25 protein-coding genes and 1 pseudogene are annotated in these 19,567 nt (G+C 63.7%); 14 read left to right on the top strand and 12 right to left on the bottom strand.

Annotation, left to right across the window (positions count from 1 at the left end):
• The first annotated feature begins 100 nt into the window (after window positions 1-100).
• Genes DM806_RS27175 through DM806_RS05425 form a run of 3 tightly spaced genes read left to right on the top strand, consistent with a single transcriptional unit; the run spans window position 101 to window position 1,591 of the window.
• On the top strand, window positions 101-412 hold the full coding sequence (locus DM806_RS27175; RefSeq protein WP_256869116.1) for a hypothetical protein: 312 nt from the start codon (window positions 101-103) through the stop codon (window positions 410-412).
• Complete coding sequence (locus tag DM806_RS27170) at window positions 409-864, top strand: hypothetical protein (protein WP_256869115.1); 456 nt, start codon at window positions 409-411, stop codon at window positions 862-864. Before DM806_RS27175 ends, DM806_RS27170 begins: the two co-directional genes overlap by 4 nt.
• Window positions 848-1,591: a metallophosphoesterase family protein gene (locus DM806_RS05425; protein ID WP_179042208.1), complete on the top strand. Its 744-nt coding sequence runs from the start codon at window positions 848-850 to the stop codon at window positions 1,589-1,591. Before DM806_RS27170 ends, DM806_RS05425 begins: the two co-directional genes overlap by 17 nt.
• A 3-nt stretch (window positions 1,592-1,594) precedes the next feature.
• Here DM806_RS05425 and DM806_RS05420 read toward each other — a convergent pair whose 3' ends face one another.
• Both DM806_RS05420 and DM806_RS05415 read right to left on the bottom strand, forming a co-directional pair.
• Window positions 1,595-1,993: a DoxX family protein gene (locus tag DM806_RS05420; protein WP_372859288.1), complete on the bottom strand. Its 399-nt coding sequence runs from the start codon at window positions 1,991-1,993 to the stop codon at window positions 1,595-1,597.
• On the bottom strand, window positions 1,994-2,437 hold the full coding sequence (locus DM806_RS05415) for a pyridoxamine 5'-phosphate oxidase family protein (RefSeq protein ID WP_179042207.1): 444 nt from the start codon (window positions 2,435-2,437) through the stop codon (window positions 1,994-1,996).
• Window positions 2,438-2,565: 128 nt separating this feature from the next.
• Here DM806_RS05415 and DM806_RS05410 point away from each other — a divergent pair, with 128 nt between their 5' ends.
• Window positions 2,566-3,117 (top strand): 2'-5' RNA ligase family protein, encoded by a 552-nt coding sequence (locus DM806_RS05410; RefSeq protein ID WP_179042206.1) that lies wholly within the window; start codon window positions 2,566-2,568, stop codon window positions 3,115-3,117.
• Window positions 3,118-3,210: 93 nt separating this feature from the next.
• On the opposite strand, the gene DM806_RS05405 is transcribed toward DM806_RS05410, so the two are convergent.
• The 3 genes from DM806_RS05405 to thrS all read right to left on the bottom strand — a co-directional run bounded on the left by DM806_RS05405 (window position 3,211) and on the right by thrS (window position 6,369).
• Window positions 3,211-3,582 carry a hypothetical protein gene (locus DM806_RS05405; RefSeq protein WP_179042205.1) on the bottom strand — a complete coding sequence of 124 codons (372 nt, stop codon included), beginning with the start codon at window positions 3,580-3,582 and terminating at the stop codon, window positions 3,211-3,213.
• 125 nt (window positions 3,583-3,707) lie between these two features.
• Complete coding sequence (gene infC / locus DM806_RS05400) at window positions 3,708-4,241, bottom strand: translation initiation factor IF-3 (protein ID WP_024021068.1); 534 nt, start codon at window positions 4,239-4,241, stop codon at window positions 3,708-3,710.
• 130 nt (window positions 4,242-4,371) lie between these two features.
• Entirely contained in the window at window positions 4,372-6,369 is a 1,998-nt protein-coding gene (gene thrS / locus DM806_RS05395; protein WP_179042232.1) for a threonine--tRNA ligase, read from the bottom strand.
• A gap of 175 nt (window positions 6,370-6,544) precedes the next feature.
• On the opposite strand from thrS, the gene DM806_RS05390 reads away from it, so the two are divergent.
• The 6 genes and pseudogenes from DM806_RS05390 (at window position 6,545) to DM806_RS05365 (ending at window position 10,337) form a co-directional block, all read left to right on the top strand.
• On the top strand, window positions 6,545-6,982 hold the full coding sequence (locus tag DM806_RS05390) for an ExbD/TolR family protein (protein ID WP_179042204.1): 438 nt from the start codon (window positions 6,545-6,547) through the stop codon (window positions 6,980-6,982).
• 102 nt (window positions 6,983-7,084) lie between these two features.
• Window positions 7,085-7,678, top strand: coding sequence for a hypothetical protein (locus tag DM806_RS05385; protein ID WP_372859286.1), 594 nt, complete (start codon window positions 7,085-7,087; stop codon window positions 7,676-7,678).
• Window positions 7,675-7,866, top strand: coding sequence for a helix-turn-helix transcriptional regulator (locus DM806_RS05380; RefSeq protein WP_179042203.1), 192 nt, complete (start codon window positions 7,675-7,677; stop codon window positions 7,864-7,866). Before DM806_RS05385 ends, DM806_RS05380 begins: the two co-directional genes overlap by 4 nt.
• A gap of 69 nt (window positions 7,867-7,935) precedes the next feature.
• Window positions 7,936-9,009 (top strand): annotated as a pseudogene (locus DM806_RS05375) (YjgN family protein).
• A gap of 3 nt (window positions 9,010-9,012) precedes the next feature.
• Complete coding sequence (locus DM806_RS05370) at window positions 9,013-10,092, top strand: M48 family metallopeptidase (RefSeq protein ID WP_179042202.1); 1,080 nt, start codon at window positions 9,013-9,015, stop codon at window positions 10,090-10,092.
• 65 nt (window positions 10,093-10,157) lie between these two features.
• Entirely contained in the window at window positions 10,158-10,337 is a 180-nt protein-coding gene (locus DM806_RS05365; RefSeq protein ID WP_179042201.1) for a hypothetical protein, read from the top strand.
• Between the two features lie 2 nt (window positions 10,338-10,339).
• On the opposite strand, the gene DM806_RS05360 is transcribed toward DM806_RS05365, so the two are convergent.
• Genes DM806_RS05360 through DM806_RS05330 form a run of 7 tightly spaced genes read right to left on the bottom strand, consistent with a single transcriptional unit; the run spans window position 10,340 to window position 15,793 of the window.
• Window positions 10,340-10,705, bottom strand: a complete 366-nt coding sequence (locus DM806_RS05360) for a DsrE family protein (protein WP_179042200.1) — start codon at window positions 10,703-10,705, stop codon at window positions 10,340-10,342.
• Window positions 10,693-11,460: a HesA/MoeB/ThiF family protein gene (locus DM806_RS05355; RefSeq protein ID WP_179042230.1), complete on the bottom strand. Its 768-nt coding sequence runs from the start codon at window positions 11,458-11,460 to the stop codon at window positions 10,693-10,695. Before DM806_RS05355 ends, DM806_RS05360 begins: the two co-directional genes overlap by 13 nt.
• Window positions 11,457-11,861 carry a hypothetical protein gene (locus tag DM806_RS05350; protein ID WP_179042199.1) on the bottom strand — a complete coding sequence of 135 codons (405 nt, stop codon included), beginning with the start codon at window positions 11,859-11,861 and terminating at the stop codon, window positions 11,457-11,459. Before DM806_RS05350 ends, DM806_RS05355 begins: the two co-directional genes overlap by 4 nt.
• 4 nt (window positions 11,862-11,865) lie before the next feature.
• Window positions 11,866-12,321: a dUTP diphosphatase gene (dut, locus tag DM806_RS05345; RefSeq protein ID WP_179042198.1), complete on the bottom strand. Its 456-nt coding sequence runs from the start codon at window positions 12,319-12,321 to the stop codon at window positions 11,866-11,868.
• Window positions 12,296-13,516, bottom strand: a complete 1,221-nt coding sequence (coaBC, locus tag DM806_RS05340) for a bifunctional phosphopantothenoylcysteine decarboxylase/phosphopantothenate--cysteine ligase CoaBC (RefSeq protein ID WP_179042197.1) — start codon at window positions 13,514-13,516, stop codon at window positions 12,296-12,298. The genes dut and coaBC overlap by 26 nt, the downstream gene beginning before the upstream one ends.
• On the bottom strand, window positions 13,513-15,054 hold the full coding sequence (gene ubiB, locus DM806_RS05335; RefSeq protein WP_179042196.1) for a 2-polyprenylphenol 6-hydroxylase: 1,542 nt from the start codon (window positions 15,052-15,054) through the stop codon (window positions 13,513-13,515). The genes coaBC and ubiB overlap by 4 nt, the downstream gene beginning before the upstream one ends.
• A 7-nt stretch (window positions 15,055-15,061) precedes the next feature.
• Entirely contained in the window at window positions 15,062-15,793 is a 732-nt protein-coding gene (locus DM806_RS05330; RefSeq protein ID WP_179042195.1) for a class I SAM-dependent methyltransferase, read from the bottom strand.
• A 103-nt stretch (window positions 15,794-15,896) separates the two neighbouring features.
• On the opposite strand from DM806_RS05330, the gene mutM reads away from it, so the two are divergent.
• The 4 genes from mutM to DM806_RS05310 all read left to right on the top strand — a co-directional run bounded on the left by mutM (window position 15,897) and on the right by DM806_RS05310 (window position 19,551).
• On the top strand, window positions 15,897-16,709 hold the full coding sequence (gene mutM, locus DM806_RS05325; RefSeq protein ID WP_179042229.1) for a bifunctional DNA-formamidopyrimidine glycosylase/DNA-(apurinic or apyrimidinic site) lyase: 813 nt from the start codon (window positions 15,897-15,899) through the stop codon (window positions 16,707-16,709).
• A gap of 116 nt (window positions 16,710-16,825) precedes the next feature.
• Window positions 16,826-17,089 (top strand): 30S ribosomal protein S20, encoded by a 264-nt coding sequence (gene rpsT / locus DM806_RS05320; protein ID WP_179042194.1) that lies wholly within the window; start codon window positions 16,826-16,828, stop codon window positions 17,087-17,089.
• A 410-nt stretch (window positions 17,090-17,499) separates the two neighbouring features.
• Entirely contained in the window at window positions 17,500-18,900 is a 1,401-nt protein-coding gene (gene dnaA, locus DM806_RS05315; protein WP_179042193.1) for a chromosomal replication initiator protein DnaA, read from the top strand.
• 42 nt (window positions 18,901-18,942) lie between these two features.
• The gene (locus DM806_RS05310) at window positions 18,943-19,551 is read left to right on the top strand and encodes a peptidylprolyl isomerase (protein ID WP_179042192.1); all 609 of its coding nucleotides are present in this window, start codon (window positions 18,943-18,945) and stop codon (window positions 19,549-19,551) included.
• Window positions 19,552-19,567: the final 16 nt, after the last annotated feature.

Below are 19,567 nucleotides of genomic sequence, written 5' to 3'. Positions count from 1 at the left end.
CCCTAAGCCCCCGCGTCCGAAAGACAACCGGCCAGGCGGCGGCGGAACGGAAGCGGTAGGCCGCCCGTTCCCTAAGCCCATGCTTACGAAGGTAGCCCCCATGACCTGCGATCCTGCCGCCTTCGACCCACCGCCCGAGGCGAAGCAATTTTATGCCGAAAGCCTGGCGGAACTGGTCGCGTCGAACATCCCCTTCATGCTGTCGGGCACCTATGCGCTGGGATGCCACACCGGCATCGTGCGCCCGACCAAGGATCTGGACGTCTTCTGCAAGGCGGGCGACGCACCCCGCATCCTCGCCCATTTCAAGCATCTGGGCCATGAAGTGGAGTTTGAGGACGAGCGCTGGATCGGCAAGGTGGCAATTTCTTCGATGTCATCTACAATATCTCCTCGGCCAGCCTGCCGGTGACGGAGGAATGGTTCCGCGACGCCTTCCATGCCGAAGTCTACGGCACGCGCGTCCGCATCACCCCACCGACCGAGTTTATCCTGTCGAAACTCTTCATCCAGGATCGCTATCGCTATGACGGCGCGGATGTCGCGCACATGATCCTGAAACAGCATGAGGCGATCGACTGGCAGCGGCTGCTCGACGCGATGGAACTGCATTGGGAATTGCTGCTGATCCATCTGCTCAATTTCCGCTTCATCTATCCGACCGAGCGCCACTGCATTCCGCTCTGGCTGTTCGAGGAATTGCTGGGCCGGCTGGAAACCCGCGCGGAACTGCCCGTGCCCAAGATTCGCGTCTGCCGGGGACGATTGCTGTCCCCGCGCGACTATCTGGTCGACATCACCGAATGGGGCTTCGCCGATGTCGTCGGAAAGGGGCTGGAGGAAAGCCATGACCGCAACAAGTGACGCCGCACCACCGGGCAAGTTGACGATCGCTGCGATCGGCGACCTGCATGTGACCGACACGTCGGAGCATAAATATCGCGACATGTTCGCCGAGATTTCGGAGAAGGCCGACGTGCTGGCGCTGTGCGGCGACCTTACCAATTTCGGCAAGACGCGCGAGGCGGAGATATTGGCCGAGGATCTGCACGCCTGCACCATCCCGACCGTCGCGGTGCTGGGCAATCACGACCATGAATGCGGCCAGCCCGAAGAAGTGGTGCGCATCCTCCATGGCGCGGGCGTCACCGTGCTGGACGAACAGGCGGTCGAGATCAAGGGCGTCGGCTTCGCCGGGGTGAAGGGCTTTGTCGGCGGCTTCGGCCGGGGCGAGCTGGGCGCGTTCGGGGAGCCTGCGATCAAGGGCTTCGTCGAGGAATCGATCAATGAGGCGCGCAAGCTGGAAAATGCGCTGCGCACGCTGCGCACCGACCGGGTGGTGGCGGTGCTGCACTATTCGCCCATTCCCGAGACGGTCGTGGGCGAGCCGCCCGAGATATTCCCTTTCCTCGGTTCCTCGCGCCTCGCCGATGCGATCGACCGCTTCGACAATGTTTGTTTCGCTGTCCATGGACACGCTCATCGCGGCGCGTTCGAAGGCAAGACCCGGCGCGGCGTGCCGGTCTATAATTGCGCGCAATTCGTGGTGTCGGAACAGTTCGGACGACCTTATGCGCTGATCGCGGTATGAGGGCTAACGCCTGCGGCGGATTGGCCAATCCGTTATGCCGCTGGCCCAAAGCGCCCACCAGATGATAAGCGGCTGCACGACCAGGCGTGGACCGTGATACCACCAGCTCAGATGCGCGCCGCCCAGCGGAATATCGTTCAACGCGTGGTTGAAATTGGCGGGCCAGACGCAGAATGCATAAAGGGCAAGACCGATCCCGGCGGCAGGCCGGGTTCGCGATATCATCAATCCTGCTGCGCCGGCCAGTTCCGCAAGGCCGGTGAGCGCGATGACCGTTTCGGGAGCGGGTACCCAATGCGGGGTGATCGCGACGAATCCCGCCGGTCGCATCAGGTGCGCCGCGCCCGCCAGCGCATAGGCCGCCGCCAATATGCCGCGCGCGATCGACCGAGCGCGCGCCACTTAGTGCAGCACGTCTATTTCCAGCTCGCCCTCATCCTCGCCGTCCCAATAGTGGGCGCGTTCGGCATGGACATGGATCATGACCAGCCCCGGCGTGTCGGCCCCCTGTGCGAACCAGAGTTCCAGATCCGGGTTCCAGTGGCGGGCGAACTGGCTGCGATCGCGGATCAGGTCGGCATGTCCCTCCAGCGCGATGAACAGGGGACGCTGGCCGAACAGGCCGCTCTTGCCATGGAAGGACAGGCTGACCCTCGGGTCGCGTTCTATATCCTTCACCATCAGCGTGTCTTCGGTGGTGAAATAATAGCTGTCACCGCCATGGGCGACATCCTGATTGTTGCTCATCGGCCGGGCGCCGATATTGCCATCTTCGGCATGGGTGGACAGCATGGCGAAATCGATATGCTGCATCTTTTCGGCCAGGCTGGCGATCGTGTGCTGCATCTCCTGTCTCCTTTCCTCCATCGGCCTCAACGCAGGATAGAGCCGCATGTTTCCAGGCAAGCAGATTCGACTTGGCAACGATAAGAACATATCATGAACATATATCGTCCGAGTCGCAGGAACATGCCATGCAGGTCCAAATCCAACCGCTCTATCGCCTCTTTTTCGCGCTGAAGCCGCCACCTGTCGTCGCGCGGCAGATCGATCATTTCGCCGAGGGTGTCGATCCGGATGCGCAGCGCATCCGGATCGACCATCAGCATGTAACGCTGGGCATCACCGCGGACTGGTCCGCCTATCCCTATGAACGGATCAAGGCCTTGCGCCGCGCCGCGACCGGCATCATGGCCGAGCCGTTCGACCTGATGTTCGATCGCCTGAGCCTGGGTGGACGATCGGCTGCGCTGCGCCCCTCGCACAGTATCGCCGGGCTGAAACAGTTGCAGCATCAGGTCGTCGATGCGATGCGGCGGGCCGACATCATGATGCGGCCCGATTGGAGCTTCAGCCCGCACCAGACTCTCTTCTATCGCGAAGGACCGCCCGCGCAGCGACCGATCGAGGGCTTTGGCTGGAGGGTAGACGAAGTGGCGCTGGTGTGTAGCCATGTCGGCCGGACCCGGCACGAACTGATTGGCAGCTGGCCCTTAAGAGGCAGTGCGCAATATGATCTGTTCTGACGAGACAGGCGGCGGAGGACGTGGTGGAGCTTGGGCTAGGGAATGTCGAACCTGGGTGGTTTGCGGAAGGTCAGATTTTAGAAACCAATTGCGCTAATCAGCCAATTTTAGATATCCAGCTTGGACCATTGGCTTTCCCGTAGCGCCGTTTGCAATCACGCGACCTGACAGTCGCACTTTCCGGCTTATGAACTCGCTGTCGTCGGGACGAGAGGCATGAATGATTTTGTCATACGCCTCATCGACAGCTTCATTGGCGGTCGCAAAGCCAGTTGTTCCGGGGCAACGATCCGAGGTGAGATAGGCACCGCATTCGATGCATCCCTCCCCGGCATAGGCATGAAGTATCGCTGTGCCTTCAACCTGTTGACCAATAGATAAAGTCCAGCACTCGTCCGCAGAGATTTTTGCTGTTCCTGATCCGCAGGAGGTCAGGGCTATCAAGGGCAAAAATAATGTCCGCATTTGAGCGTTTTCACACCACGGCTAAAAGTCCGAAAATGGTCGTAAACGGCCGCCCAAACGCCATCGGGCGGAGTCTGCATCCAGACCCCGCCCGACGAGTGTAGCGTTGCAATGTCGCGCAGCGCTTATTTCGGCGCGAGCACCATCAGCATCTGGCGGCCTTCCATGCGCGGATAGGCTTCGACCTTGGCGATTTCCTGAACATTCTCGGCCACGCGCTGGAGCAGGTTCATTCCCAGCTGCTGGTGGCTGAGTTCGCGGCCGCGGAAGCGCAGGGTGATCTTCACCTTGTCGCCGTCGCCGATGAAATCATGGACCTTCTTCATCTTCGTATCATAGTCATGATCGTCGATGTTCGGACGCATCTTGATCTCTTTGAGTTCCTGCGTCTTCTGGGTCTTGCGGGCGATATTCGCCTTTTTCTGGGCTTCGTACTTGAACTTGCCGATGTCCAGGAACTTGCAGACCGGCGGGTCGGCGTTGGGCGAGACTTCCACGAGATCGAGGCCGATCTCATAGGCCTGCTCGATCGCCTCCTGCGTAAACATCACACCGAGATTTTCGCCTTCATCATCGATCACGCGCACCTTGGGCACGTTGATGAACTCGTTATAGCGGGGGCCGGACTTCGGCGGCGGCGCCATCGGGCGGCGCATCATCGGGGGACGTATAGCGGTATCTCCTACGGTCGTTTCAAAAACGGACGGCTCTTAGCGGCTTTTATGAAAAGCCGAAAGGGGTGCGCACCTCCGTCGTAACGGAATCACGCACCCTTGCGGCATTTCTGCCTCACTGCATATCGGGTGCCTTGGCCTCTTTTGCAAGACGGGCAATGATATCGTCGAGCGAAATCACGCTCTGGCCTTCCTTGCCCAGTTCACGCAGCGCCACCGTGCCTTCGTCCGCCTCGCGGCGGCCCACGACCAGAAGATTCGGCACCTTTCCAAGGCTATGCTCGCGTACCTTGTAGTTGATCTTCTCGTTGCGGATGTCGAGTTCGGCGCGGATTCCGGCGGCGCGCAGCTTTGCGACGGCGGCCTTGGCATAATCGTCGGCGTCCGACACGATGGTCGCGACCACCGCCTGCACCGGCGCCAGCCAGAGCGGGAATTTCCCGGCATAATGTTCGATCAATATGCCGATGAAGCGCTCATAGCTGCCGAAAATGGCGCGATGGAGCATGACCGGGCGATGCCGTTCGCCATCCTCGCCGACATAGGAGGCGTCGAGTCGCTCGGGCAGCACGCGGTCCGACTGGATCGTGCCGACCTGCCAGGTGCGGCCGATCGCGTCGGTCAGGTGCCATTCCAGCTTGGGTGCGTAGAAGGCGCCTTCGCCCGGCAATTCTTCCCAGCCATATTCGGGCGTGTCGAGACCGGCGGCGGCGACCGCGTTGCGCAGCTCGGTTTCCGCCTTGTCCCACATTTCCTCGGTGCCGAAACGCTTTTCGGGGCGTAGCGCCAGCTTGATCGAGTAGGTGAAGCCGAAATCCTTGTAGATGCGGTCGGCGAGCGCACAGAAGGCGCGGACTTCCTCGACGATCTGATCCTCGCGGCAGAAGATATGCGCGTCGTCCTGCGTGAACTGGCGCACGCGCATCAGGCCGTGCAGCGCGCCATGCGGCTCGTTGCGGTGGCAGCAGCCATTTTCGTAGAAGCGCAACGGCAGGTCGCGATAGCTCTTGATCCCTTGGCGGAAGATCAGGACGTGCGCCGGGCAGTTCATGGGCTTCAAGGCCATCCAGTCGGCATCGTCCGACACCAGCGGGCCTTCGTCCGCGACGTTGGGCACCTCGTCGGGGATGACGAACATATTTTCGCGATATTTGCCCCAGTGGCCGGACTGTTCCCACTGGCGCGCGTCCATCACCTGCGGGGTCTTCACCTCGCGATAGCCCGATGCGTCGATGGCGCGGCGCATATAGGCTTCCAGCTCGCGCCAGATGAGGTAGCCCTTGGGGTGCCAGAAGACGCTGCCATGCGCTTCCTGCTGGAGGTGGAACAGGTCCATCTCCGCGCCCAGCTTGCGATGGTCGCGCTTGCCCGCCTCTTCCAGGCGCGTCAGATGCTCGGCCAGCTGCTTCTTGTTGAGCCAGCCGGTGCCGTAGATGCGGCTGAGCATCGCATTCTTCTGGTCGCCGCGCCAATAGGCGCCCGACACGCGGGTCAGCTTGAAGGCGGCCGGGTCCAGCTTGCCGGTGGAGGCCAGATGCGGGCCACGGCACATGTCGTACCAGCCGTCACCGGAATGATAGACGGTCAGTTCCTCGCCCTGCGGCAGCTCGGCGGCCCATTGCGCCTTGAACGTCTCGCCGGCCGCTTCCCACTGGGCGATCAGCGTGTCGCGGGCGATGACCTCGCGGCGCAGCGGCTTATTGGCGGCGATGATCTTGCGCATCTCCGCCTCGATCGCGGGCAAATCTTCCTCGGTGAAGGGCCGCGGTTTTCCATCGATGATTGGCGGCGCGAAGTCATAATAGAAGCCGTCTTCCGTCGCCGGGCCGAAGGTGATCTGCGTGCCGGGGAACAGCGCCTGCACCGCTTCGGCCAGTATATGGGCGAAGTCGTGGCGCGCCAGTTCCAGCGCGTCGGCCTCATCCTTCGCGGTCACGAGGGCAAGCTGCGAATCCTGTTCCAGCGGGCGGCCGATATCGCGCAGCTCGCCATCGACGCGCGCGGCGATAGCGGCCTTGGCCAAACCCGGCCCGATCGCCGCCGCAATGTCCGCCGGAGTAGTGCCGGGCGCGACTTCACGCACGGAACCATCGGGCAGGGTGATCTTGAGCATGGCGGACACGGGGGGTCTTTCTGTTGAAATGTCAGGGTGCGCGGCCCGAAAAAGCCGCGCCTTCCCCTTAAATGGGCCGCCCGCACTGTCAATAGAAGGCCACTTGCCAAGTTTCCCCGTCGCGTGCATCTTTTATGTGCTGATATATCATAATTTCAGCTTCAGGAGGGACTTTATGGCTTTGAGCTTCGCAAGACCCCAATCGGGCGAACAGGGCGCCCCCATGGCGGACATGAACACGACGCCGCTGATCGACGTGATGCTGGTGCTGCTGATCATGTTCATCATCACCATTCCGATCCAGACGCACAGTGTGGGCGTGGACCTGCCTCAGACGCCGACTGACACGAATCTGCCGCGGCCCGATCCGGTGAAGAACAAGGTGACGATCGATGCAGGCGGCGTGATCCGCTGGAACGGTGCGGCGGTCGACCGGCTGACCCTGCGCCAATATCTCGCCGCCTCGCTGCGGATGCCAGTCGAACCGGAGCTTCAGTTCCAGCCGGATGCCGCCTCCCGCTACGTTACCGTCGATGAAGTGCTGGCTGACATCAAGCGGTCGGGCGTGACCAAGCTGGGGTTCATCGGCAACGAGCGCTACGGCCAGTTCTGACGGCAGGGATCAAGTTTACTCGCCATTATGACAAGTAAACTTGACTCTCGTATGCTGACAGGAGTAAAGTGTCCTTGACATGGCCGAGGGAGGACGCGCGCTGTGGCAACCGACGATGTGAAATATCCCATGCCATGGCGGCTCGGCCTTGCCGTCCTGCTTTTCTGTCTGCTGATGTTCGGAGCCGGGCCGTTGGCGAAGGCCTGGCAACTGTCCGGCAATGCCAAGCTGCCGCTGTTGATCCCGGGCCTGATCGCGCTGCTCTGGATGGGGTGGGAATCGCGCCGCTATATGCGGCTGACGGGCAATGCGACGCCCGCCATGTCGCGCTACCTGCAGCGGCTGGTCCCACTCTGGCTCGTCTATGCAATCTTCCTGATCGCAGCGATCAATTTGCAACGCAGTCTCCAGCCGCAAGGCGTTTTGGCCGTCGCCATCGCGATATTGCCCGCGCTGCCGCTGATCGGCTTCATCTGGGCCATGGGGCGACTGTTCGTCGAGGAGAGCGACGAATATCAGCGCATGATGCATGTCCGCCGGGCGCTGATCGCCACCGGCTTCATGCTGGTGGTGTCGACCATCTGGGGCTTTCTCGAAAGCTCGGCACTGGTTCCCCATGTGCCGGCCTGGTCGGCCTTCATCCTGTGGAATATCGGCCTGATCTTCGCGGGTATCGTGCCATGGGGACGGCGATGAGGAACCGGCTCAGGATATTGCGGGCCGAACGCGATTGGAACCAGGCCGACCTCGCCGCCCAGCTCGGCATTTCGCGCCAGAGCGTCAATGCGATCGAGACGGGCAAATATGATCCGTCGCTGCCGCTGGCCTTCCGCATCGCCGATCTGTTCGCTCTCAAAATAGAGGAGATTTTCCTGCGCGATTAGGCGCTTGTCCGCTTGACCGGGGATGCGCTTCGCTGTCTGGTGCCGCCGGGGAATAATATTGGGGTCTCGATGGACGAGGAACAGGTCGGGCGGGACGGTTTCGCCTTTGATGGCGACTGGCGCGATTATGCGCCGATCGCCTTCACCAATTTACTGCTGACGATCGTCACGCTGGGCATTTATCGCTTCTGGGCGACGACGCGGACGCGGCGCTATCTGTGGGCCAATACCCGTTTCATCGACGACCGGCTGGAATGGACGGGCACGGGCAAGGAATTGTTCGTGGGCTTTCTGATGGTGATCTTGCTGATCGGCCTGCCCTTCCTCTTCATCCAGTTCGGCGCGCAGGCGCTGATATTGCAGGGGCGCGCTGGACTGGCCGGCATATTGACCATGCTCGCCCTCCTTGTGATCTTCTACATGGCGGGCCTCGCGCGCTTCCGGGCGCTGCGCTATCGGCTCAGCCGCACTTGGTGACATGGCATTCGCGGCGGCAGCGACGATCCGGGCTTCGGCTATGGCGTCTCCTATATGGGAAAAAGCTTCGTCGGCAGCCTGGCGCTGGGCCTGCTCATCCCCTGGTCGATGATGTCGCTGTGGAACGAGCGCTGGAACAAGATGAGCTTCGGCCCGCACATGTTCCAGTCGGCGGGGGATTATCGGCCGACCTTCAAGCGCTTCCTGCTTTTCTACCTGTTGCCTTTCGTTGGCGTTATCGCTGGCGGCGTCCTGTTCGCCATGGTGGCGAGCAGAAGCGAAGGAGCGACAAATTTTGCGGTGGCGAGCTTCTTTGCAATCGCTGCCCTTGTCCTATTCTTCTATCTCGCCCTTGGCCTGATCGCGCTCGCCTTCTACGCCAAATTCTTCCGCGTCGCCGTCGACGGGCTGTCGCTGTCGGGCCTGAACTTCCACTTCTACGCCAGCACGAAACAATGGCTGCTGCTGTTCCTGGGCGACATCGCGCTCGTCATCTGCACGCTGGGGATCGGGGCGATTTTCCTGCAATATCGGCACTGGAAATTCTTCATCACTCATATGGGCGTGACCGGGGAAATCTACACCGATGAACTCACTCAGTCGCAGACGAAGACCGCGCGCCATGGCGAAGGGTTGCTCGATGCGCTGGATGTGGGCGCCTTCTGAGCCATGAGCGACTTTCGCCTGTGGCATTATGACGGCCGGACGGCGGTGCGGCGGCATGTCGTGCTGGTCAGTACCGGCGATGGGCGGTTCCTGCTGGAGGAGCCGGATAGCGGCTGGGCCGGGGAGCCGGTCGCCTGGTCGGAACTCACGATGATCGGCACAGAGGGCGGACGCACCGCTTTCGGCCATCGCGACATGGCCGGCTGGCGCATGGGCTTCTCCGGCCAAGCGCCGCCGGAGATCGCCGCCCAATTGCCCCGGGGCGAGCGCTATGGGCGCTGGATCGACCGCTTCGGCTTCTGGCCAGCGGCGGGAGCCTTCACGATCGTCGCGGCGCTGGTGATCTGGGGCGTCGCCGAAGCCCCCGGCGTCGTCGCGCCGATGATTCCCAAGGCATGGGAAAACCGGATGGGCGACGCGATGGTCGGCGATTTCGGCGGCCGCTTCTGTCGCACCCCGGAGGGCGACGCAGCGCTCCGTTCGCTCGTGGCGCGGATCGATCCGAAAGGGGAAGCGCGCGAGGTGGCGCTGGCCAATATACCGATCGTCAATGCCGTGACCCTGCCGGGTGGGCGGATCATCCTGTTCGACGGGCTGGTGCAACAGGCCGGATCGTCCGACGAGGTCGCGGGCGTGCTGGGCCATGAACTGGGCCATGTGCGCCATCGCGACACGCTGACCGGGCTGGTCCGGCAACTGGGCCTCAGCGTCGTGCTGGGGGGCTTTGGCGGCAACGCAGGCGGCTATCTGAACGGCGTCCTGTCCTTGAGCTATGGGCGCGACGCGGAAAGCGCGGCGGACAGTGTCGCCATCGACCAGATGCGCGCCGCCGCGATCTCGCCCGCCGGCACCGCCGCCTTCTTCGAACGCATGGGCGGGAAGGGCGAAGCGGGTAGCGCGCAGCAGGCGATGACATGGCTGTCGTCTCACCCCTTGTCCGTTGACCGCCGCAAGCGATTCGAGCAGGCGATGGTCAAGGATGCGCGCTATCATCCCGCACTGGATGCGACGCAGTGGCAGGCATTACGCAGCGCCTGCAAGGCCGATCCCAAGGTCGCGAAGCCATGGGGACAGGGCTTCTGACGCCAATCGGCTTGCCGCTGGCGTGCGGAACCGGTAATTTCCTGCGCCGAAAGGAGGCCGGGACCATGAAAGCGATGCGTTACGCGCTGACCGCGCTGCTTTGCTATGCCGCTTTCTGGGGCGCGGCGCATGTCGGCATGCTGCCCGTGCTGCGCGCAGACGCTATGCCCGCAGCCTCGGCGCAGGCGATGCCCGGCGTCGATGCATCGCGCCAGATGTGGCGCTACCTGCCGATCATTCGCTGATTTCAGGCGAAGAGCAGCCGCGCGTTGTCGCCGGTCTGCTGGAGGAAGCCGACCGGCCCGCCAATCTCGACGCCGACGGGCAGCATTTCGGTCGTCAACTCTGCTAATGCCATGCCGCTCTGGCAGGCGATGATCGCCACGCCAAGGCCCAGCGCCTCCCCGACCAGCGTCGCCAGACCCGGCAGTCCCGCCGCCCAATGCGCGTCATCGCGCGGCCCCGCGATTGGCGCTCGCAGCAGTGCCACGGCGTCGAGTTGCAGGAAGAGCGCCACTTCCGCCCCAAGCGCAGCCTGCGCCGCCGCCAGCACCAGCGCGCCGCGCAGCCGTTCCGCATCCGCCGTCGCGACGACGATCCTCAGGGGACGCATAGTTCGACCGCGCAACCGGGGCAGGCCGGGTCTTTCGCGACGTCGAGCGTGCGGAAACGCATGGAGAGGAGATCGGCTATCAGCAGCTTGCCTGCCATGTCGGTGCCGAAGGGCATAAGCGCGCGGATCACCTCCAGCGCGGCGAGACTGCCCATCGCGCCGGTCAGCGCGCCGATCACGCCGGTTTCGGCGCAGTTGCGCTCCGGCGCATCCTCCGGCGAACCGACGAGGCAGCGATAGCAGGGCTTGTCGTCTTCCCAGCCGCGATAGGTGGCAAGCTGCCCCTCGAACGGCCCGACTGCGGCCGACACCAGTGGAATCCGCAGCCGCTGTGCCGCATCCGCGACCGCCAGCCGCGTATCGAAATTGTCGCACCCATCCAGCACGACATCGGCTTCGCGCAGGATCAGCTCCGCGTTGGTCGCGTCGATCCTGGCGTTGATCGGGATCAGCTTCACATCAGGGTTGATCCGCGCCACCGCCGCCATCGCCGCCTCGGCCTTGGGCGTGTCGATATCGGCCGTGCCGAACAATATCTGGCGTTGCAGGTTGGACAGCGCCACCGCGTCATGATCGATCACGCGGATCGTGCCGACGCCGGCGGCGGCCAGATAGAGGATCGCCGGGCTGCCGATACCGCCCGCGCCGATCACCGCGATGTCCGCGCCCAGCAGCCGTGCCTGACCAGCCCCGCCAATCTCCTTCAGGACGATATGCCGGGCATAGCGTTCAAGCTGATCGTCGGTCAGCGTCACGGCGCGTCGGACCAGAGGAAGCGGACTTGCGAGCGCATCCATTGCGGCTCAGCCGCGCCGCTTTTGGGGAAGGAGTTGCGCAACGTACCCAGCACGCGCCCGCTGACGAACTTCTCCACTTCGGGACAGCGGGCATTCACCGGCGCGATCTTCAGCGGCTTGCCGTCGCCCGACAACAGGAACAGCATGTCGATCTCCAGCAGCTGCGATCCTTCCTGGTTCACCGCGCCGCTGCATTCGCCGCGACGATAGAGGCGAGCGACATCCTCCGACCAGCGCGGCGAAATTTTCCGGCCCAGCCAGCCGTCGATGACGGGGACGCTGCCCAGATCCTGCGGCATGGGCGCGGCGGCTGCCGCCACCGGAGTCATAGCCAGCATCAGCGAAAGCAGCATCGTCATCGCGTCACACTCCTGTCGAACCGAAACCGCCCTGTCCTCGGGCGGTATCGTCGAGACTATCGACTTCCGCGAAGCTGGCAAGCTGCACCGGCGCCACCACCAGTTGCGCGATGCGATCACCGCGCGCGATGGGGAAAGGCTGGTTGCCATGGTTGATCAGCAGCACCTTCAGCTCGCCCCGATAGTCGGCGTCGATCGTGCCGGGGGTGTTGGGCAAGGTGATGCCATGTTTGAGAGCCAGGCCGGAACGCGGGCGCACCTGAATCTCATAGCCTTCGGGGATTGCTACTGCAAAGCCCGTCGCCACCGGATGACGATCGCCGGGGTTCAGCACCATCTCCTCGGCCGACACCACGTCCATGCCCGCTGCATGGACAGTGGCATAGGCGGGCACGGGCAACCCCTCGCCATGGGGCAGGCGCTTCAGCTTTATTTCAATCGGGGCGAGCGGAGAGGGCATGGGCAACCTTTTCGATAAGTTTGTCGGCGACCTGCCCCTTGGGCATAACAGGCCAGGATTCGATACCGGCGGCGGTGACGATCTGCACGGCATTGGCGTCGCCGCCCATCACGTCGCCGGACACGTCATTGGCGATGATCCAGTCCGCTCCCTTCTTCGCCAGCTTGGCCTGCGCGTGCTCGGCGATCTTCTGCGTCTCGGCGGCGAAGCCAATCAGGAGGGCGGGACGCTGCACATGACGGCCAAGCGTCGCGAGAATGTCCGGATTCTCGACTAGCGCCAGCGGGGCGGGCTTGCCCGATCCGTCCTTCTTCAGCTTCTGGTCGGCGGCATCAGCGGTGCGCCAGTCAGCGACGGCGGCAACCATGATCGCGGCGTCGGCGGGCAGGGCGGCCTCGACGGCGGCCAGCATCTCGCGCGCGGTTTCCACATCGATCCGGTCCACTCCGGCGGGCGTGGGCAGATGGACCGGCCCGGCGACCAGCGTCACCCGCGCGCCGGCCCGCGCGGCGGCGGCAGCGATGGCGAAGCCCTGCTTGCCCGACGAACGATTGGCGATGTAGCGCACCGGATCGATCGGCTCATGCGTCGGGCCGGCGGTGATGAGGATGTGTTTTCCGAGCAAACTTCCGTTCGGTTCTAGCTTATCGAAAACCGGCAGCGCGAGCAGCCGCTCGATCTCCGCCGCAATCGCCTCCGGTTCGGGCAATCGCCCCTTGCCGAATTCGCCGCAGGCCATTTCGCCGTCGTCCGGCTCCATGACGTGCACACCATCGGCGCGCAGTTGCGCCAGATTCCGCTGGGTCGCGACATGATGCCACATGCGCACGTTCATCGCCGGCACGGCCAGCACCGGCTTGTCGGTAGCAAGCAGTAGGGTGGTAGCCAGATTGTCGGCAATGCCGCCCGCCATCTTGGCGAGGATATTGGCGGTCGCGGGCGCAACGACGACCAGATCGGCCTGACGCGACAGCTGGATATGCCCGATCTCGCGCTCTTCCTTCAGGTCGAACATGTCGCCATAGACATGATCCTCGGTCAGCACGCCAAGGCTGAGCGGCGTCACGAATTTCTCTGCGCTGTCCGTCAGCACCGCCCGCACCGCGATCTTACGCTTGCGCAACAGGCGCACCAGTTCGAGCGACTTGTAGGCGGCGATACCGCCCGACACGATGAGAAGAACGCGCTTTGTCATAGATGCAGATGTAGGAGCGCCGAGCCAAGCACGCCAGCCGCTGCGGCGATCGCCGCCACCGCCGCATAGCGCCAGCCGCCACCGATCCGCATCAGCTTCACATCGCCCAGTGGCGGCGGGGGCGGGGCGCCGCCCTTTTCGGGGAAGGCTTCCTCGATCCGCTTGACCAGGCCCGGCAGCCGTTGGAGCGTGCGCCAATTCTCGATCAGCGTGTCGGCGGCCTTGGCCTCCGGCCCCAGCTCGTCGCGCAGCCAGCTCTTCACATAGGGGCCGCTCGTCTCCCACAGGTTGATGTCGGGGTCGAGCGCGGTCGCCACGCCCTCCACCATGACCATCGTCTTCTGGAGCAGCAGCAGGTGCGGCTGGGTCTGCATGTCGAAATCGCGGGTGATGGCGAACAGGCCGTCCAGCATCCCGCCAACCGACAGTTCGCGCACCGGCTTGCCGCGCATCGGCTCGCCGACGGCGCGCAGGGCGGTGGCGAATTCGTCGACATTATGATGGCCGGGTACATATTGTGCCTCGAAATGGATTTCGGCGACGCGCTTATAGTTGCCGGTGATGAGGCCGTAGAGAATCTCCGCCAGCCACATGCGCGCGCGCCGGTCGATCCGGCCCATGATGCCGAAATCGATCGCGACGATGTCGCCGCTGGCCGTCACGAACAGATTGCCCTGATGCATGTCGGCGTGGAAGAAACCCTCCGCAATGGCCTGCCGCAGGAAGGCGTTGACCAGCCGCGCGGCCAGATCCTTCACATCATGACCCGCAGCGATCAGCGCATCGCGATCGGAAATCTTGATGCCGTCGATCCACTCCATCGTCATGACTTTGCCGGTCGTGCGGTCCCAGTCGATGGCGGGGATGCGATAACCGGGCATCGCCTCCATCGCCTCGCTGAGTTCGGAGGCGGAGGCCGCCTCGCGCCGCAGGTCCAGCTCGCGCGCGGTCCAGCGCTTCATGTTGGCGATGACGAGGCGCGGACGCAGGCGGGCGAGTTCCCCGCCCAGTTGCTCGACATGGGCGGCCGCCCATTCATAGGTCTGGATGTCGCGGTTGAACTGGTCGATCACGCCGGGGCGGATGATCTTGACCGCGACGTCGCGTCCGTCGGTGGTGATGGCGCGGTGAACCTGCGCGATCGAGGCGGCGCCGACCGGTATTTCGTCGAAGCGGCTATAGATGGCGTCGAGTGGGCGACCGAAGCTGGTTTCGATCTGCGCCCTGATCGTCTCGAACGGGACGGGGGGCAGCGCATCCTGCAAGCGCAGCAGGTCATTGGCGGCATGATCGCCGACCAGATCGGGCCGGGTCGCCAGCGTCTGGCCCAGCTTGATCGCGGCCGGGCCGATCGACTGGAAGGCGTCGGCATAACGCGGCTGCTTGGGTACGCGCGCGCCGAAGCGGGCGACGCGCACCAGACGGCGGACCGGGGAGGGGGTCAGCGGATCGCGTTCGATGCCGGTCAGCGCGCCATGCCGCGCCAGCGTGCGACCCCATTTTACGAGGCGCCAGAGATGCGTGATGTGAGCGGTCATGCGGGCTTCAGATCTTCCACCCGCTATGAATGGCGACCAGCCCGCCCAGGATCGGCTCGACCTTGGTGTTCACGAAACCGGCCTCGCGGATCATGCTCTCGAACCTGGGCATGGGCGGGAAGCGACGGATCGATTCGATCAGATAGCGATAGCTGTCCGCGTCGTTGGCGAAGAGCTTGCCGAGGTGCGGCACCAGCTTGTGCGAATAGACGTCATAGACGTCGGAAAAGCCGGGCCAGGTGGTGGTGGAAAATTCCAGGCAGAAGAAGCGCCCGCCAAATTTCAGCACCCGGTTCGCCTCGCGCAGCGCCTGGTCGATATGGGTGACGTTGCGGATGCCGAAGGCGATCGTATAGGCGTCGAACTCGCGGTCGCCGAAGGTCAGCGTCTCCGCATTCTGTTCCGACCAGATCAGGCCATCATAGCCCTTCTTCTGCGCCCGCTCGACACCCACGGCCAGCATTTCGGGATTGATGTCCGACACGGTGACATGCGCGCCATGCCGGTGCATCCGGAACGCGATGTCGCCGGTGCCGCCGGCCATGTCGAGAATCTGCTCGTCCGCGCGCGGCTTCACCCGGCGCACGAACTGATCCTTCCACAGGCGATGCGCGCCGACCGACATGGCGTCGTTCATCAGGTCATATTTGGCCGCGACATTGGAGAAGACCGCGCGGACCATGCCCGCCTTTTCAGCGGCATCGACGTCGCGATAGCCGAAGGATGCTGTTTCGCTCATGGGGTTCGCTCTAGCGGCAGTTCCGACGGCATGCCAGCGCGAAGGCGCCAGCTTGGCAGACAGGCCTCTGTCGTCCGCCACGGTTATTCCCTACATGGATGTCATGCCAGAACTTCCCGAAGTCGAAACCACCGTCGCGGGCCTGCGCTCCGTCCTTCAAGGGAGCGTCCTGACGCGGGTGGAGCCGCGCCGCGCCGACCTGCGCTTTCCGATTCCCGTCGACCTGCGCCAGCGGCTGACCGGGGCGACCGTCACGGGCCTGTCGCGTCGCGCCAAATATGGCCTCATCGAAACCGATCGCGGCGACATGATGATCTTCCACCTCGGCATGTCGGGGCGCTGGCGAATCGATCCGATGGAGATTGGCGCGCACGACCATCTGCTGCTGGAGACGGGAAGCGGCCACCTCCTCTCGCTCAACGACCCGCGTCGTTTCGGATCGCTCGATCTGGTTCGGACGGAAGCATGGCAGACCTATGCTCCCTTCACCCGAATGGGACCGGAACCGCTGGGGCCGGATTTCGACGCCGCGCGCCTCGCTGCCGCGCTGAAGGGCAAGGCGACGTCGATCAAGGCGGCGCTGCTCGACCAGCGGATCGTCGCGGGTCTTGGCAATATCTATGTGTGCGAAGCGCTCAACATGGCGGGCATCGCCCCGACTCGACCCGCGGGAAAGATCAGCCGGCCGCGCCTGACATTGCTGGTGGAGGCGATTCGCGAGGTGCTGTCGGCCGCGATCGTCGCGGGCGGCTCTACGCTGCGCGACTATGCCCGGCCGGATGGAGAGCTGGGCTATTTTTCCAAACAATGGCGCGTCTATGGGCGTGAAGGCGAGCCGTGCCTTTGCGGCGGCACCGTCCAGCGCCGGGTCGACGGTGGCCGGTCCACCTTCTTCTGCCCCAAATGCCAGAAATAGCCTGGCCCGAATCCGTTGACGCCTGCCCCGATACTCTGTAAGGGGCGCACCTTCACGAGGCATGTCGGCAGTTCGGCGGGCCTCTTCCCGAGATTTGACGAGAACCGAGGAATAGAATGGCCAATACGCCGCAAGCCAAGAAGCGCATCCGTCGCAACGAGCGTCGCGCCGCGATCAATGGCGCCCGCATCAGCCGGATCCGCACCCTGGTGAAGAAGGTGGAAGCCGCCATCACCGCCGGTGACAAGGCAGCCGCCGCCACGGCGCTGCAGACCGTTCAGCCCGAACTGGCTCGCGGCGTTGCCCGCGGCGTGCTGCACAAGAACACTGCAGCCCGCAAGTTCGGCCGCCTGACCAAGGCCGTCAGCGCGATCGCCTAAGCCTCTTCAAGGCTAACGAAAGATAGAAAGCCCGCTCCGGTGATCCGGAGCGGGCTTTTCGTCGTTCCTTCACATCTGTGTCATTTTTGAACATCCGCGCAATTCCCGCGATTCGACGCACTGCACCCAAAATGCATGTAGATAAGCATATGAAAAATATGAGAAATTTGTCGAATGGAGCTTTTCTGCGGGTTTGCAGAGTCAACGCCTTTATTTCATTTTTTTGAACCGGGTCGGCCTTGATCCGGTGAAGCGGGCCTGTCTATTTTGATCCTCCGGCAGCCAATCGAATCGATTTCCGGCGGCCGTCATTAGGTCAGACGATGCAAGAAGACCGGGGAAGCACGCGCTTTCCCGTATGGCCATGCTTGCGCCGTGTGCACCTGTGAGATCGGGGGGTCGACTAAGCAATGAAGGATAAGGCAGCAGTGGTTGGACGGCAGGCAATGGATATGCAGGATGCTTCCGGCCTGGAGTCTGCCTGGACTGCCATCCGCACCGGTCTGCGCCGCGATCTAGGCGCGCGCCTGTTCGACCAGTGGCTGAAGCCGGCCCGCCTGGGCGACTATTGCCCCGAATCGCAGACGCTCGACCTGTTCGTTGCGACCGATTTCAGCGCCAATTTCGTGTCCGGCCAGTTTGGCGACCGCCTGCGCATGGCATGGCGCAGCGCCGGTGCCGGTGTACGGGAAGTGCGCGTCCGTCGCGCCCCTGACGCCACCGGCCCACGCCTGCTGGAAGTCGTGCAGGCAGAGCAGGTCGCTGCGGTAACGGTTGAAACCCGGATTGCTTCCAATTTCCTGCCACGCCATGGCTTTGTCGACTTCGTTGTCGGCGAAACCAACCGGCTCGCCTTTTCCGTCGCCCAGGCGATGGCAGGCGAGGCGCAGCCGCGCTTCACCCCGCTCTTCATCCATGGCGCCACCGGCCAGGGCAAGACACACCTGCTCCACGCGATCGCGGCGGCCTTCTCCGCCCATTCGCCGTCGGAGCCAGTGCTCTACATGTCGGCCGAGCGCTTCATGGTCGAGTTCGTCAACGCGATGCGCGCCAACGAGACGATGGCGTTCAAGGCACGCCTGCGCGCCGCGCGCCTTCTGCTGATCGACGATATCCAGTTCATCGCCGGCAAGGGATCGACGCAGGAGGAGTTTCTCCACACGATCAACGACCTGATCGACACCGGCGCGCGAATCGTCGTGACCGCCGACCGGGCGCCGCAACTGCTCGAATCGATCGATGCGCGCATCCTGTCGCGACTTGCCGGTGGTCTGGTCGCGGACATTCGCCCCGCCGATCTCGACCTGCGCCTCGCCATCCTCGAATCGAAGCGCGCGGTCGCGGGCGATCCGCCGGTGCCCGATGCCGTGATCGACTTCCTCGCCCGCTCGATTCGCTCGAACGTGCGCGAGCTGGAAGGCGCCTTCAACAAGCTGGTCGCCTATGGCCAGCTTACCGGCCGCTCGATCGACCTCGACTTCGCGCAGCAGATGCTGGCCGACGCGGTGCGCGCCAATGCCCGCCGCATCACCGTGGATGAGATCCAGAAGGCCTGCGCCGCGCATTTCAAGATCGACCCGTCCGAGATGCGCTCCAAGCGCCGTGCGCGCGCCGTCGCTCGTCCGCGCCAGGTGGCCATGTATCTCGCCAAGAAGATGACGCCGCGTTCGCTGCCGGAAATCGGCCGCATCTTCGGCGGTCGCGATCACAGCACCGTGATTCACGCCGTGAAGACGATCGAGGCCCTGCGCGAAAGCAATCCCGACATGGACGCCGACGTGCGCGCCTTGCTGCGCCAGTTGGAAGGCTGACGCCGCACTGGCAGAATGGAGAAGATCGGTTAGGCTGGCGATATGATTCGCCAGCTTTTCCTTTTTCTCCTCGCCGCCCTGACCCTGTCCCCCGCGCTCGCGCAGACGGAGCCGGCCGCGCCCAATCCCGCAGACGTTCGTGTCGCGATCGAGACGGACAAGGGCCGGATCGTCATCGCCGCCCATATGGACAAGGCGCCGATCACGGCAGGCAACTTCCTCAAATATGTCGATCAGAAGCGGCTCGACGGCACGGCATTCTATCGCGGCGTGGGCGCGGTCGACTATGGTTTCGTGCAGGGCGGGGCGCAGAATGATCCGAAGCGGATACTTCCCCCGATCAAGCATGAGCCGACGACCCAGACCGGCCTCACTCATGATGACGGCGCGCTGTCGATGGCGCGCTATGCGCCGGGCAGCGCGACCGGCGATTTCTTCATCGTGCTGGGCAAGATGCCCGCGATGGACGCCCATCCCGAAGCCGCTGGCGACAATGTCGGCTTTGCCGTCTTCGCCCATGTGGTCGAGGGGCTGGACGTGGTGAAGGCGATCCTGATCGCGCCCAAGTCGCCGACCAAGGGCGAGGGGGTGATGAAGGGCCAGATGCTGGAAGCGCCGGTCAGGATAGTGACGGCGCGCCGGATCCCCTGAACGTGGCGATCAGGCG

Source organism: Sphingobium lactosutens, assembly GCF_013393185.1.
Taxonomy (GTDB): domain Bacteria; phylum Pseudomonadota; class Alphaproteobacteria; order Sphingomonadales; family Sphingomonadaceae; genus Sphingobium; species Sphingobium lactosutens_A.
The sequence above is the reverse complement of the archived record's forward strand: the minus strand, read 5'-3'. Positions and strand labels throughout refer to the sequence as shown.

Bases quoted from the DNA above. Each gene is read 5' to 3' on its own strand.
- DM806_RS27175 (WP_256869116.1), top strand. From the start codon at position 101: ATGACCTGCGATCCTGCCGCCTTCGACCCACCGCCCGAGGCGAAGCAA.
- DM806_RS05425 (WP_179042208.1), top strand. From the start codon at position 848: ATGACCGCAACAAGTGACGCCGCACCACCGGGCAAGTTGACGATCGCT.
- DM806_RS05415 (WP_179042207.1), bottom strand. From the start codon at position 2,437: ATGCAGCACACGATCGCCAGCCTGGCCGAAAAGATGCAGCATATCGAT.
- DM806_RS05410 (WP_179042206.1), top strand. From the start codon at position 2,566: ATGCAGGTCCAAATCCAACCGCTCTATCGCCTCTTTTTCGCGCTGAAG.
- DM806_RS05405 (WP_179042205.1), bottom strand. From the start codon at position 3,582: ATGCGGACATTATTTTTGCCCTTGATAGCCCTGACCTCCTGCGGATCA.
- infC (WP_024021068.1), bottom strand. From the start codon at position 4,241: ATGATGCGCCGCCCGATGGCGCCGCCGCCGAAGTCCGGCCCCCGCTAT.
- thrS (WP_179042232.1), bottom strand. From the start codon at position 6,369: ATGCTCAAGATCACCCTGCCCGATGGTTCCGTGCGTGAAGTCGCGCCC.
- DM806_RS05390 (WP_179042204.1), top strand. From the start codon at position 6,545: ATGGCTTTGAGCTTCGCAAGACCCCAATCGGGCGAACAGGGCGCCCCC.
- DM806_RS05380 (WP_179042203.1), top strand. From the start codon at position 7,675: ATGAGGAACCGGCTCAGGATATTGCGGGCCGAACGCGATTGGAACCAG.
- DM806_RS05370 (WP_179042202.1), top strand. From the start codon at position 9,013: ATGAGCGACTTTCGCCTGTGGCATTATGACGGCCGGACGGCGGTGCGG.
- DM806_RS05365 (WP_179042201.1), top strand. From the start codon at position 10,158: ATGAAAGCGATGCGTTACGCGCTGACCGCGCTGCTTTGCTATGCCGCT.
- DM806_RS05360 (WP_179042200.1), bottom strand. From the start codon at position 10,705: ATGCGTCCCCTGAGGATCGTCGTCGCGACGGCGGATGCGGAACGGCTG.
- DM806_RS05350 (WP_179042199.1), bottom strand. From the start codon at position 11,861: ATGACGATGCTGCTTTCGCTGATGCTGGCTATGACTCCGGTGGCGGCA.
- dut (WP_179042198.1), bottom strand. From the start codon at position 12,321: ATGCCCTCTCCGCTCGCCCCGATTGAAATAAAGCTGAAGCGCCTGCCC.
- coaBC (WP_179042197.1), bottom strand. From the start codon at position 13,516: ATGACAAAGCGCGTTCTTCTCATCGTGTCGGGCGGTATCGCCGCCTAC.
- ubiB (WP_179042196.1), bottom strand. From the start codon at position 15,054: ATGACCGCTCACATCACGCATCTCTGGCGCCTCGTAAAATGGGGTCGC.
- DM806_RS05330 (WP_179042195.1), bottom strand. From the start codon at position 15,793: ATGAGCGAAACAGCATCCTTCGGCTATCGCGACGTCGATGCCGCTGAA.
- mutM (WP_179042229.1), top strand. From the start codon at position 15,897: ATGCCAGAACTTCCCGAAGTCGAAACCACCGTCGCGGGCCTGCGCTCC.
- rpsT (WP_179042194.1), top strand. From the start codon at position 16,826: ATGGCCAATACGCCGCAAGCCAAGAAGCGCATCCGTCGCAACGAGCGT.
- dnaA (WP_179042193.1), top strand. From the start codon at position 17,500: ATGAAGGATAAGGCAGCAGTGGTTGGACGGCAGGCAATGGATATGCAG.
- DM806_RS05310 (WP_179042192.1), top strand. From the start codon at position 18,943: ATGATTCGCCAGCTTTTCCTTTTTCTCCTCGCCGCCCTGACCCTGTCC.